General features: G+C 55.3%; 8 protein-coding genes and 7 pseudogenes. 6 read left to right on the top strand and 9 right to left on the bottom strand.

The window, feature by feature from the left end; translation table 11 throughout:
* Nucleotides 1-107: 107 nt before the first annotated feature.
* A complete protein-coding gene (locus tag EN749_RS39600; protein ID WP_348629365.1) occupies nucleotides 108-1,073 on the top strand; it encodes an MATE family efflux transporter in 966 nt (321 codons plus the stop codon).
* On the opposite strand, the pseudogene EN749_RS37760 reads toward EN749_RS39600, so the two are convergent.
* The 4 genes and pseudogenes from EN749_RS37760 to EN749_RS19330 all read right to left on the bottom strand — a co-directional run.
* Nucleotides 1,042-1,439 (bottom strand): annotated as a pseudogene (locus EN749_RS37760) (IS110 family transposase); the annotation flags it as partial. The gene EN749_RS39600 and the pseudogene EN749_RS37760 sit on opposite strands and share 32 nt — an antisense overlap.
* A gap of 316 nt (nucleotides 1,440-1,755) precedes the next feature.
* A pseudogene (locus EN749_RS19340) lies at nucleotides 1,756-2,023 on the bottom strand (IS630 family transposase); the annotation flags it as partial.
* A gap of 220 nt (nucleotides 2,024-2,243) precedes the next feature.
* Nucleotides 2,244-2,927, bottom strand: a complete 684-nt coding sequence (locus tag EN749_RS19335; RefSeq protein WP_128363734.1) for a hypothetical protein — start codon at nucleotides 2,925-2,927, stop codon at nucleotides 2,244-2,246.
* Between the two features lie 115 nt (nucleotides 2,928-3,042).
* Nucleotides 3,043-4,179 carry a Xaa-Pro peptidase family protein gene (locus EN749_RS19330; RefSeq protein WP_189367600.1) on the bottom strand — a complete coding sequence of 379 codons (1,137 nt, stop codon included), beginning with the start codon at nucleotides 4,177-4,179 and terminating at the stop codon, nucleotides 3,043-3,045.
* A gap of 68 nt (nucleotides 4,180-4,247) precedes the next feature.
* Here EN749_RS19330 and EN749_RS19325 point away from each other — a divergent pair.
* Nucleotides 4,248-4,941: pseudogene (locus tag EN749_RS19325) on the top strand (IS6 family transposase).
* Between the two features lie 234 nt (nucleotides 4,942-5,175).
* Here EN749_RS19325 and EN749_RS19320 read toward each other — a convergent pair.
* From EN749_RS19320 to EN749_RS38880, 5 genes and pseudogenes are all read right to left on the bottom strand, one after another.
* Nucleotides 5,176-5,943 (bottom strand): methyltransferase domain-containing protein, encoded by a 768-nt coding sequence (locus EN749_RS19320; protein ID WP_189367598.1) that lies wholly within the window; start codon nucleotides 5,941-5,943, stop codon nucleotides 5,176-5,178.
* Between the two features lie 100 nt (nucleotides 5,944-6,043).
* The gene (locus EN749_RS19315; RefSeq protein ID WP_128363731.1) at nucleotides 6,044-7,162 is read right to left on the bottom strand and encodes a D-alanine--D-alanine ligase; all 1,119 of its coding nucleotides are present in this window, start codon (nucleotides 7,160-7,162) and stop codon (nucleotides 6,044-6,046) included.
* A 165-nt stretch (nucleotides 7,163-7,327) separates the two neighbouring features.
* Nucleotides 7,328-7,990 carry a class I SAM-dependent methyltransferase gene (locus EN749_RS19310; RefSeq protein ID WP_245491454.1) on the bottom strand — a complete coding sequence of 221 codons (663 nt, stop codon included), beginning with the start codon at nucleotides 7,988-7,990 and terminating at the stop codon, nucleotides 7,328-7,330.
* Nucleotides 7,991-8,347: 357 nt separating this feature from the next.
* A pseudogene (locus EN749_RS19305) lies at nucleotides 8,348-8,481 on the bottom strand (IS481 family transposase); the annotation flags it as partial.
* Nucleotides 8,482-8,558: 77 nt separating this feature from the next.
* Complete coding sequence (locus EN749_RS38880; protein WP_245491453.1) at nucleotides 8,559-9,188, bottom strand: hypothetical protein; 630 nt, start codon at nucleotides 9,186-9,188, stop codon at nucleotides 8,559-8,561.
* An 811-nt stretch (nucleotides 9,189-9,999) separates the two neighbouring features.
* Between EN749_RS38880 and alr the strand changes: the two genes are divergently transcribed.
* The 4 genes and pseudogenes from alr to EN749_RS38875 form a co-directional block, all read left to right on the top strand.
* The gene (gene alr / locus EN749_RS19295) at nucleotides 10,000-11,109 is read left to right on the top strand and encodes an alanine racemase (protein WP_128363729.1); all 1,110 of its coding nucleotides are present in this window, start codon (nucleotides 10,000-10,002) and stop codon (nucleotides 11,107-11,109) included.
* A gap of 126 nt (nucleotides 11,110-11,235) precedes the next feature.
* Nucleotides 11,236-11,379: pseudogene (locus EN749_RS19290) on the top strand (IS630 family transposase); the annotation flags it as partial.
* Nucleotides 11,380-11,562: 183 nt separating this feature from the next.
* Nucleotides 11,563-11,678, top strand: a pseudogene (locus EN749_RS19285) (IS1595 family transposase); the annotation flags it as partial.
* Nucleotides 11,679-12,116: 438 nt separating this feature from the next.
* A pseudogene (locus EN749_RS38875) lies at nucleotides 12,117-12,500 on the top strand (IS630 family transposase); the annotation flags it as partial.

Raw genomic sequence — 12,500 nt, 5'->3', positions numbered from 1 at the left:
CTCTGGAACAGAAGGCGGTCTTCTGGAGGGCGTCCATTGTCGCGGCGATTTCAGGTGTGGCACTGGTCCTACTTGCGTCGTCAATTGCAGCAATCTGCGAATGGTTCATGAATACGGAACAGGCCGTGACCAGTGCAATGGATCTTTACATCCGCATCCGGCTGGTCTCTGCGCCTGCGATCCTCATCAACTGTGCGATTCTCGGCTACCTTCTGGGATGCGGCAATGCTGCCCTCGGACTTCTGCTCCAACTTCTCGTCAATGGAGTCAATCTCGCCCTTTCGATCTTCTTAGCTCTTCACTTGGGCTGGGGGATCGAAGGCGTCGCTTGGGCAGCCGTATGTGGTGAGACTGCCGCGATGATCGCCGGTATGACGATCATCCTCCGACGCTTCCGCGGGGGGCCGAAGATGTCGTGCCGGAAGGCCTTCAACATCGCAGAGATGAGACGGATGTTTCACCTCAACGGCGGCATCATGACCCGTTCCGTCGCGCTCATGGGAGCCTACATCCTATTCGCGCGGCAGGGCGCCCAGCTTGGCACATTGACCCTTGCCGCCAATTCCGTCCTAATGCATTTCTTCCTGCTCGCGGGCTATTTTCTCGACGGGCTTTCCGCGGCAGCCGAGCAGCTCGCCGGGCGAGCTATTGGCGCTCGTTGTAAGTCGACTTTCTCGCGAGCAGTCAGGCTGACCGGAGGCTGGGGGTTCGCGCTCGCGGGGTTCGCGAGTACCGTAGTCTTCGCATTCGGCGAACAACTCATCAGGGCCACAACGAACGCAGCCGACGTACGCTCGGAGGCCGTTGCCTATCTGCCTTGGGCAGCCTTCGCAAGTTTGAGTAGTGTTCTGGCCATTCAAATGAACGGCGTCTTCACCGGCGCCACCTGGTCGCGCGAACTGCGTAATACGATGCTTATATCTTTGGCAGCTTTCATCGCTGCTCTGTTCACGTTTGGGCCGTTGTTCGGAAATCAGGGGCTTTGGGCCGCATTACACATAATTTCTGCTGATGCGTGGAATATGCCTGCTGTTGGTCATGCGCATAGGCAGCAACCTGTCGTCGGTTGTTAAAAGGACGCGACTAGCCCCTCCGACCACAAGACAACGGCAAACTTCGGCCCGATGCCTTTCAAGGCGAGCAGCATCGCCGGTGCCGGCTGCTCGCTGCTCGCAATCAGCGAAATGCGCGCAGCCGACCGGCGCGACAGCGAGCATGGCGTCGCGCTCGGCCTCGACTGCCTTGCTCTGTCCGATCAGCAGCTCCAGCCGATCGAGTTCGCGGCTGATCTGCATCTTCAGATGCGCCGGCAATGGTCGGCCGTCGCCGGTCCTCAGCTCTTCGAGCCGAGTGCGCCGGTCGCGGCGCAGCGGCTGGTAGCCGGATAAGCCCTGGCTGAACAGCAGGCCCTTGATGCGATTGACGTGGCGTACGCGCTCATCCGCGCCAAAGGCGGCGTGACCACTATTTGACAAGACAGCCAGCAGAGGAGACCACAACACAGGATCAGCCTTGGTGCGATATGCGGCTCTGGAGGCGGGACAATGTCGGGGAGCGCTCGTCTCCACTATGAGCCTCGACGCTCGCCACCTAGACAGAGGCAGCCCCAAACGAAACCAGGTCATGCGGTCCGACCCGCGGATGAGAGATTGTTGACCGACGTTCAAGTCCCGCCTCTTGCACCTCATATCCGCCGTACAAGTGCCTCGACCGCCGATCGGATCGGCGGGTCCACCGCATTGCAAAAAACCCTAGTCAGCAATCATGAGAGTGGATTGATTCCAACGCTTGGTGCCCGCGTTTGACTGCTGCAATGGTCTGCTCGGGGTCTGCTTTCCAGATGAATGGCAGCAGTTCGTGATTGTGCTCGGTCATGAAGCGGTGATCGCCGCCTGGAGGTCGATGACGGAGTGAAAGACGCCGTGTTTCAGTCGGCGTCGTGTCAGTTTGGCGAAGAAGCCCTCGACAGCTTGAGCCATGAACATAATGTTGGAAGGAAGTGGAAGGTCCATCGCGGATGTCTTGTAGTCGTTTTAATTTCCTTTTCCTTTTCATTTTCGCTAATCCATTGCCGTGGGGGTAATGATCTGGCGCTGTCGTACCGGCGTCCCACGGTGATCAACCTCTGCCCAGTCTCACATTGCACCGAGTTCAACGAATATCGAACAGTCGATTCGCACGAGGCGGTTGCGCTTTAGACTGAGCAATTCAGCTTTCGCCGAGCAAACAGCAAACGGAAAAAACTAGCCGACGCCAGCCATAAGGAGAGATGCGTTGTCAAAGGCGTCGTAGACGGGCAGACCCGTCGCCCTCCGAATTCTACCCGAGACACGCACCAGTATTGTACATTCGCAAAGGACAGCTCCGATATCATCATGACGACTAAGGATGGAAACAACGGCGTCGATGTCGGCCAGGACCTTCTTTGGGTCAATTTTGCCGTCTTCATCCCACATATAGTTGTAGGTATCCGTTCCCTCGAGTCCCTCAATAATCAACCGCGATGGACTGTCGATGCCAAGCATGGCTAAAATGTCGGCATCGAGGCATCGGGAGTCAGCAGTTATTACGGCGATCTTCCGTTTCTCGGTTACGTTGGCAAGAAGTGTCGGAAGCAAGAGCAAGCTGGAAGTGGATACAGGGACCGGCACGGCTTCTGCGATCGCCTGCTGGTATCTCACAGTGAAGCCGCAGTCACATGTAATCGCATTCGCTCCCTCTCTGACCAACGCTTGGGCGGCCTTGACGTATTCAATTTCACAAGATGGGTCGCCGGCCACAACGTTGCTGGCCCAGGCACCCGGAATCTGCCTGAACAATGGCGTTAGTTTGTAGCGGCTAGGATCAACTAAGCCCGGAGCGAAGTCCGGGTCTTCACTCGTGTAGCGCCCGCCATTCGAGAGGCACAGAACTCCTATGGTGGCCATGCTGAATCTCCTACTCAGAGTCCTTAGGTGATGTTGATTTGAGTCGTCGCCGGCCGGGCCTTCGAACGATCCGAGCAAATTAGCGGTAGGGCACCCAGGCTTTTGCAGGCTAGCCTCAGTAGAAGAGTTTGCGTTCCATTCTGGTCAGTCGCTTCCCTCCCTCGGGGGTAACGACAATAGTTTCACTGAACGCCATGCCGTCCGCCCACGTATACATGTGGAAAACCTGGTTTTCCTGAAGTTTCCAATCGCTGCTCGCCCGGAAGACGCGGGTAAAATCAGTTGTCCGTGGTGGGTGCTTCAGGCCCAGGGTGTAGCCGGTGATATTCGTATAGTTGTCTCGCATTTGAGCCGACAACATCCCTTCACGAACAATGCGGTCGACCTCCTTTGCGTCTGCTCCGGGTTTCATGGCTGGGAATTGCTCGTCTTGGATTCGGACCATGGTTTCCGCCGTCCGCCTCTGTTGGTCGGTCGGAGCGCCAATTGATTTCGGCCGCATCATCCGTGAGGTATAGCCGTGAACAAACGGAACTGGTTCCACATGCAAGATATCCCCCTCAGCCAGAGTGCGGCCGCCTAGAGGGGCATGCAGAATTCCCGAGCGAGGCCCCGATGCCACCACCGCGACTTGCGCATTGTCCGCCCCACTGCGCCACGCTTCGCTTGTCATGGCGACGAAGACCTCACGCTCGCTCACACCTGGCCGAGCTGCTTCGAAGCCTGCCGCTGCCGCGCGATCGCAGATTTCCGCAGCGACCTGGAGGCAGGCAATTTCGAGTGATGATTTGACCTGGCGCATTTCCCACATGACGGAAGAAAAGTCGACAAACGTGGCATCCGGCAGCAGGTGTTCGAACTCCAAGGCGCGATTTACCGTGAGAAAATAACTGTCACGTTCGACGCCAATCGTCGCCGACTTGTATCCGCGCGTCCTGATCGTTGCCGCCACGACTTCTATAGGGTTGTCGTCGTCGACGTATTCCACGTAACTGGTAAGCCAACTGCTTTCATTGAAAGCCGAAGCGTCCAGAGAACGGATCACAGCCACGGGCTCGCTTTCAATTGGGACGAGCACGGCTTGATACATGGCTGCTATAGGTGCGTAGCCGCAGAAGTAATCCATGTGCTCAAACTGATTGATAATGAGCAGGTCAACTCTCCGCTCAGCCATGATGCCGCGCAATGCCGAAAGGCGCGCCTGGTATTCCTCGAGCGGAAACGGCGGAGGCAAGAGCAGAGGCTGGGTCATCGAATGAATCTCCGTTGGTGGTACCGTAAAATTAACCGAGCATCGATCAAAATGTGGGATCTGACGGCATGACCAGATTTCCCCGTGATCCTCTTTATCGTCGCCGCCGATTTCCATCGGAGGTGATTGCACATGCCGTGTGGCTCTATTTCCGGTTTCCGCTCAGCCTGCGGATGGTCGAGGATGTGCTGCCAGATCCTGGCGTCATCGTTTCTCACCAGACCTGAGAAATTCGGCAGACACTTTGCCAAGATATCCGGAAGCGATCAGCCGGCAGGATCGGCGACAAATGGCACCTCGATGAGGTTGTCACCACCATCGGTGGAAAGAAACACTGGCTCTGGCGCGCCGTCAATCAAGACGGCTTTGTTCTTGACGTGCTGGTGCAAAGCCGCCGCAATGCCAAAGCTGCCAACCGGTTGATAGGAAAGCTTCTGAAGGGCAAGGCCGTTCGCCACGTATCATGATCACCGACAAGCTTCGATCCTACGGTGCGGCGAAGCGGGAGATCATGCCCGGCGTCGAGTCGCACAAGGCCCTGAACAATCGGGCGGAGAACTCTTATCAACCTGTCCGACGACGGGAGAGGATCATGAAGCGCTTCAAGTCCGCGCGACAGCTTCAGCGTTTCGTTTCCATCCACGACCCGATTGCCACCTCTTTCACATTCCGCGCCACGACATTCCATCTAACCACCATCGCCAACTGCAAGCAGCAGCCATGGATACTTGGCGCCAAGTCGCTCGCCTTCACGCCGCATGAACCAAAGCCGAGCTCCCCAGACCTCGTTTTCGGAGCGTTAAGTTTACAGTGCCATCATCGGTATTCTCCCAATCGGAACGTTTTCGGGGAACCACAAGGGCACCTGGTGCCTCATCTCATCACTGGCACGCTCATGAATTCTCTCGAAGCAGGAGGCGCGAGGCAGCGCCCTCTGAAAAGGGAGAAGATCCCGCTTGCACATCATAGCCGATGGTACCCAACGCTTCTCGCAGGCTAGCTCGGGCGGCGACCCTTGAGATAGCAAGGGATTAAGTCACCAGAATCGAGCGCTGCCTGACGGCTCTCGGCGCTGGCGAGACGGCTGTCGGCGATTTCTCTGCCGAGGATCGTCACAAGCTTCTGGCCTACTGGACCCTTGAGTAGCGACACCTCCTCGCGGGTGGTCTTCTGCAGTTCATGACGGAGATCGGTGACAGTCGGTTCAGCGAATCCGGCATCGATGAGCGCCTGGAGGGCAGCTGCGGGCGGAGTGAAGGCGAAATTCGATTGCGATTCGCGGAACCACGAATTAACGATTTTACTCTTGGCTGCCCCTTCGGACCAGAACCAATCCGCCGCAATGAACCACCCAGCGGGCTTTAGCAAACGCAGGACCTCCGAGTAGAGAGCCAGTTTGTTTCCAATGTGCAGCATCGCGTCCTTGGAGAAGACGAGGTCGAAGGTGGTATCCGCAAACGGGAGCCTCCCCCGAGATACCAGTTGGAAGGAGACGCGCCCGGTGAGTCCCTTCCTTGCCGCTAGGTTGCTAGCAGATTTTATCAGCTGCGGCTCGACATCGATGCCGATGACTGCTGCCGCTCCGTGCTTGATCGCCAGCAGCACGTCGATGCCGCCTAGGCCGGAACCAATGTCGAGCACGTGGCGGCCGGAAATGTCCATACCCTCCAGCATGTCTGCGACCTTCTCCGGCCCGCCTGGCGAAAGCATGCCTTCGCCCCAGATGAGTTCCAAGGCATCGGTCAACTCTTTCGGATACTGCATACGGACTCTCCAGTAACGCCTTAACATTGGGGGGATTTCTGCTCCGGCAATCGCTCAATTGCCCCTCGCGGGCTGCGCGGAGGACCACAAAGGTATTCATTTACAAAGGACTCTCTACATCTATTTTACCACGAATCAAGTGATTTTTTCTGGTATACTGCTTCGAGTGTAAAGCAACCCAATGTATGAGATCTGTTACGGTCATGCCGTGTTTCTCCAGCATCGCTGGAAAGATGCTCTCGTTCCCCATACCCGGAATATAGTTACATTCGAGGAAGACTATCTCAGATCGAGGCGTCACTATAAAATCAAATCTGACAACATTATAAAGGTCAATAGCGGAGGCTATTGACCTAGCGGCCGACTTAATTCGGGCTGAAATTGAATTGTTAAGGTCGTCCACCGCCTCGAGGTCGAACATGTCTTTGCGAGACTTCTCTTTCAAGCCAAAGAATCCTCTATCAGTTTTGATCTTCATAACCGGAAGCGGCACCACATTACTAGAATCTATCATGCATCCACAAGAATATTCGTCGCCACGGACAAACTCCTGCAATAGAGCTGCACTATCGTTCTCAAGTATTTCCTTAATTAGAGCGACGACCTCTACTCCAGAGGTTGCCGGCTCATGGAAAACCTCGGTAAGTAGTGATGAGCCGAGCGAGTTCGGTTTCACAACAATAGGGCCTCTGAACAAATTTGCAATTTGAGCCACATCCAGATTATCCTTAGCTGTTATTAGCCTGGTCTTGGGAACTCCCACAATATCGCTAGGCAATAGCGAGGAAACGAAGGACGACATAGCGTACTTATTCATTGTCAATGATGCAACTTGGGGATCGCCGAACGTACCTTTTAGGCCTAAAAGAGCAGCAAGCGTTTGGATCCCCCCGTCTTCACCAAACTGCCCATGCAATAAATTCACAACGTATTCGTTGCACGACGCAATCTCGTCAAGGGCATAAACCAAGGTGCGTCCATTCGCGATGCCAGTACCTGAAATAACGTGATGCAGATCAGAGATTGTAAAGGTTTCGCTAAATGAAAATGTTCTAACAAGACCATCGTTACGGCTTATATGATGAATATTCTTCACGTCGAACCGCCGTTCGATATTGGGAGTTCCTAAGTAAGTAGCGATGATGTGCTCTAACGATGATACTGAGGAGTCATACTCCTTCGATATCCCGCCAAATATGAACGAAACTTCAGGCCGCATTTTTCGTCCTCCGATCTGTTGATGGGATGGCCATCATAGTATTTTTAAAGGTTTCAGAAGCTTCCAACTCTCGTAGTTTGACTGGCTGGAGCCGAACGCCGCCAACGACGGCAGTAAGCGCCCCAAGCCGGCGAATGCAACCCGAAAGCTATGTGGAACAAGCAGCTAGCGTCTTCGGCGGTAAACTGAGATGTGACGCTGAGAGTTTCCGGAGAATGCACCTCTTGCCCAATCTTCCCAACGCTCCGCCAGCTCCAGTCCAACGTATTCGGCCATGGTGTCAAGTTCCTGATGGTACACGTAGCGAATGTTATGTGGTAAACGTCGAACCGATGTTCCGGAAAACCAGAGAAGGGTCGAGAACACGTTTTGCTTTAGAGGTTCGTGGACCTCCGCAATCAGGATCGTATTCTCATGATCTAAGAGAACCGTACCTGCTCTCTGGCCGTGGACGAAACCATCCAGGTCTGGCACAGCAATTTCTATGACCAGATTTCCTTCATCATCTAACGCAGCGGCAGCAGATCGAAGGCAACCTAATTGTGCTTCGCGTGTGGCTAGCAGTTGGAACGTGTTATAAACGCAATACACTAGATTGTAGCGTTGCTCAGAGCTAAAAGTGGCGATGTCTGCCTTCCAAGCCTTGACAATATCACTTCGCTTGGCAAGAACCCTTAACATGCTGTCCGAATTGTCAATTCCGTCGACCCGTACGCCTCGCTCGCTCAGCGGAACTGCCACTCGCCCGCCCCCAACACCAAGCTCAAGAGCGTTGCCACCATTGCAATAACGATCAAGAAAGGCGACAGCATCATCAACCTCGCCCATCCTTCCTCGTATGCGGGTATAGTGGTCATATGTAGACGCCCAGTTTTCATCATACATTACATCATCGCACATATTGCCTCTCTCTTCTGCCCTTGCGGTTGCCCGAGTTGGGGATCTCATGCGAATTCATCGGCGCGGACCTCGAACCGGTCCGTTGCTTGGACGAATGTCACACAGCAAAAAGCAAGAAATGCGCCAACTGAAAAGCAGTTGGAGTTTACGGCATTAGCCATCCGAGAGAATGCTCTGTGTGTCTGATATGAAACAATTTTGTCAGACAGGCGACAATTATCGACCGAATTGGGCTGCGAAGGGCACCATCTCTCCGGAGGCAGCGTGCGAGGGGGCGGTTGGTTCCCAGCGCGCCGCCACCTTCGCCGTCACTCCGTATGTCCGCGCCGTGTCGGCTTTGGAAAGACGGCCTTCAAGAACGTCGCGGCCATCTCCTCTCTACGCAGCGGCGTCAGACCGGCATTCTCGTGGATGTTCATTCGGTCCTCCGAGAATCACTGAAGCTTCGAGAACCTCAGCTTTCCCGGTCGGGCCAAATGGACAACCTCCTAAAGGCTCACAACTGATCGAAGCAACGCGAATATTCAACACATTTTGCCACCAGTTCCTTCGCGCGGTCTTCGCACTCGTCCAGCGCTATTGCCTCGCAATCGTAGGCGAGCAACTCACGCATGACTTCCGCCGACTCTCCCGTGAAGCGCACGGTCCCGTCGCTTTCCACGGCCTGAATCCCGTCGTATTTCTGACATTCCGTGTTGATCTCTTCCGCGTGGTCAAGCGACAGGCCTTCTGGCAAGTCGATGGAAATACCTGTCGGAGTAATCCTAACGGGATAGCCCCCGACAAGCCCTAGTGGACCGGGCGCATGAACGACGCGCTCCATCCGGTCGGCCAACGCCTGCAGGACGTTTGTCGCCGACGATGCGGTCACCGCCTGTCCCGCCAGGCCTTCCACCCCCCGAAAGTGTCTGGCGACGTTCGCGACGAGATTATCGTGAGCCAATTCCTCAGGCCTAAGTCTCTGGCCCTCACGATATATGGCAAAATAGTAAGGCGCTCCGCCCGTGGAACCGATCCTCTGAATACGATCACTGACAAAGTGGTGGGCAACGAACCGCACGACGCACGACCGCACGTCGATCGCTTTCAGTTTCAGTTCGCAACCCAGAACATGCGCGGCCGCCAACCTGATGCCCGGTACGGCATTCGCGATGTTGCCGATGCCGATCGCCGGCGAGAGACCCTCGGCTACAAGGGCGGCATGCGTTACATCAGGTAGGATTCACGACCATGCTCTCAAGTCCGGCCTCTCGCACGGCCTTCATCAGGCGTCGCACGAGAACTAGGTGCAATGGAATCCACATCCCAGCGGCTGCTCTATCGATTTGCCGATAAGCATCGGGCGGCAATTGCGTTATGATCTCCCTTGAATGCAATGTCGTTGCGTTGAAGATGATGTCAGGACGGAGAGCCGCCAGTCGCTCTGCTGTGGCTTCCATATTCATCAGATCATCAGATCGATAGGAACCAGCTCGATCGTCGGATGGTGACCGAGATTCAGGGCCGTGTATCTCGCAAGGTTAGCCTTTAAAAAGGCCCGCCGCATATCTCTTGCTCTGACGTGCAAATCGTAGGGTCTACCGCTTTGACTAAGAAAATCGAGAACATCTCCCCCAAGCGCGCCATGTCCAATAAATCAGGATATTTACGCGGTTTAGGGTAATATCCCTCCGCAATGAGGTCCAGTTAAATCGCGCTGTAAGTATATGTCAGATGTAGAGCCAAGTTACAAGGCGGCGCTACGTTAAATATATATGATGCTTGCGCAATTAAGATTAACAAAGATTTATCAATGTTAAACAACACTGACGCTAGCCTGCCGCAATCCCGCCGTATGCCTCGGAAGATATCGGAGTGCGCAACGAATCGACCTTGTAGGTATGAGAGTTAACGCGCTGCGTTGCGAGGTTAACGAAAAGAGGAACGGAGGGCAGAAGATGGCGCCACTAGTACGCCCCGCCAATGTTGTATTTGAGATTGATCTTGGGGCGGTTCAGGCGAACTTCCAGGCCATCTCGGGACTTGTTGGGCCATATGTAAGGGTCGCTGGTGTCGTTAAAAGCGATGCCTACGGACTTGGTCTTGTACAGATTGCAAGAGCGCTCATCGATGCCGGTTGCGACCTGCTCTTCGTCGCCAACCTGGACGAAGCGTTGCTTTTGAGGGCATCCCATGTAGACGGGGCAATTGCCGTGTTTTGCGATGAATTTGAGAGATTTGGCCGATGCTATCGATCCAACGGTCTCATACCTGTTGTGAACAATGTCGCCGAATTGGAGGCCATTGGTGTGACAGGGACGCAAACATATTTTCTCAACGTGGAAACGGGTTTCTCCCGCCTTGGGCTCTCCTTTGCCGACGTGCGTCGCGAGCATCTTTCTGGTACTTTCGACAGGTATCCTCCTTCGTTCGTACTCAGCCACCTCGCGTGCAGCGAACACGCTGCAGACCCTACTAATGTATTGCAAAGGAACCGCTTTCGGGCGGTCTACGATCTGCTTAAGCCCACCTGCGGCAGCCTTGCTGCCTCCGCCGGTGTCTGGCTGGGTAAATCCTATCATTTCGACATGGTGCGGGTGGGCGCAGCACTCTACGGTCTCAATGACGCTGGCATTCAACCAAATCCGCTGCAGCCCGTTGCAAGGCTCCGAGCCAAAATACTCGAGGTGCGCAATGTTGCTCGGGGGGAGGCGGTTGGCTACGGTGCGACATTTCGTACGGTGCGGACTAGCCGCGTGGCGATCGCCGGGATCGGTTTTAAGCATGGCCTTCCATGGGCCTGCGCGAACAAGATATCCGTTCGGATTGCTGGATTTTCAGCCCCTTTGATTGGAACAGTATGCATGGAAAACATAGCGATAGACATAACAGACGTTCCGGAACCACTTTGTGGTTTGGGAACTTTTGTGGAATTGCTAGGTAAAGATTTCACCCCGGATGACCTTGGAGCGGCCGTTGGCGTCAACCCGCCGGAGCTGCTGACGCGCTTGGGTGCCGGCTGCACAAGACGGTATGTGAATTTTCCTGTCCATCTGCCAGATTGCTAGCAAATCGCAATGCAGTCGACAGCGACGCCCACTCGCACTAGACCACGTCCTTAGATCGATAAATCGATTGTGATGTGACGAGGGCGTTGGCGGTGTGATTCAACATCCACTTTCATGAGGTGGATGATGGGAAGAGCACTGAGCGAAGACCTTCGGTCCCGGGTCCTGAAGGCCTCGGACGCCGGCATGTCGGCGCGGTTCGGGGTGGGAGTGTCCAGCGCGATGCGTTGGATTGCGCGGGCGAAGATCGGCGAGTTGACGGCGCGGCCGATCATTGCCTTCAGCCATCGTCCCGTAGGCGTGTCGCTCTTTGAAAGCGATGGCAATGCCGCGCGGGCGCCATGGATGGCCAGCCCACGCGGCATACTGTGGCCTTCTCGGACATATCATCGGCGCAGCAAATCTTCGCAGGCTCAAGCCATCGGCAAGCTGCTTGCAAATCGTTTCCGTCACTGGTCGCGCGTGCCGCCCGCGCTGCAACTGTTGAGCGTCTTTCGTGCCGCCACGGGGCGTCAATTGCGCCGAGCCCCGATGGCGGGATCATCATCAAATCACCCGTAGCTGTCTGAGTGAGAATCTGGTGTCATACGCCTCAGTCCGACAGGGTCGTCCGTAGACTAAGCCCACCCGACATGATCCTTTTTTGAAAGTTTAAGAAACAGATCGACCCAGAATCGGTATTCCGGATCGTCCGGGTTGCCAGACGCTTCGAAGGCGCAATAAGCGACCGACGTCGCAAGGTCCTTGCCATGCTTTTCGGTCGCTGCCTCTATCGCCTCGTCGTCAGTTTAATCCCTGCCATCCCTCAACCACGCTGCCACAATTTCCCATATCAATACCCTCGATCTGCTCGACAAACAAATATCCGATCTAGCCCTGCTCAACAGTTTTGCGCGATGTCGATCATAGGGCAGCGGCTGCATACGGCTGGGTTTCCAAATGCGCCGGGGCGGCGTCAATACCCATTTCAGAGGATCGTGTTCTCGCCAGACAAGCTCCATCTTCGCCGCATCCAGGGGCTCGACCGAACCCAACCCGGCCTCCCAACGAAGAAGCGTAGGCTCGCCACCATGACCCGATTAGAAGCGAATAGCCGACCACACTGTATGCCGCTCGCAACGTGCGGCACCGTTATCGGCAGGAACATTCAGCGGCATCGCCATCAGGACCTCACAGGCATCAACGCCGATATGTCGACCGGGGCTGTCATCAGCGCTTCACCTTCCACTTCACACCGACCTCGTGCTTGTGGCTCAACGCGGTCGAGGGCTTCTTCGCAAAACTGTCGAAGCGTCGCTTCTATCGAGGCGCCCTCCACTCGTCCGCGACATCCAGGCGGCAATCAACCGCTTCCGCCAAGAGCATAACCAGCAACCCAAACCCTTCTTGCT

Source organism: Mesorhizobium sp. M7A.F.Ca.ET.027.02.1.1, assembly GCF_004022985.1.
GTDB lineage: Bacteria > Pseudomonadota > Alphaproteobacteria > Rhizobiales > Rhizobiaceae > Mesorhizobium.
Note: the sequence above shows the minus strand (reverse complement) of the source record. Positions and strands in the feature narration are given on the sequence as shown.

What these genes read in the sequence shown, in the direction of transcription:
- EN749_RS19320 (WP_189367598.1), bottom strand. Translation starts at nt 5,943, where the DNA reads ATGCAGTATCCGAAAGAGTTGACCGATGCCTTGGAACTCATCTGGGGC.
- EN749_RS19330 (WP_189367600.1), bottom strand. Translation starts at nt 4,179, where the DNA reads ATGACCCAGCCTCTGCTCTTGCCTCCGCCGTTTCCGCTCGAGGAATAC.
- EN749_RS19310 (WP_245491454.1), bottom strand. Translation starts at nt 7,990, where the DNA reads ATGGGCGAGGTTGATGATGCTGTCGCCTTTCTTGATCGTTATTGCAAT.
- EN749_RS19335 (WP_128363734.1), bottom strand. Translation starts at nt 2,927, where the DNA reads ATGGCCACCATAGGAGTTCTGTGCCTCTCGAATGGCGGGCGCTACACG.
- EN749_RS39600 (WP_348629365.1), top strand. Translation starts at nt 108, where the DNA reads ATGAATACGGAACAGGCCGTGACCAGTGCAATGGATCTTTACATCCGC.
- alr (WP_128363729.1), top strand. Translation starts at nt 10,000, where the DNA reads ATGGCGCCACTAGTACGCCCCGCCAATGTTGTATTTGAGATTGATCTT.
- EN749_RS19315 (WP_128363731.1), bottom strand. Translation starts at nt 7,162, where the DNA reads ATGCGGCCTGAAGTTTCGTTCATATTTGGCGGGATATCGAAGGAGTAT.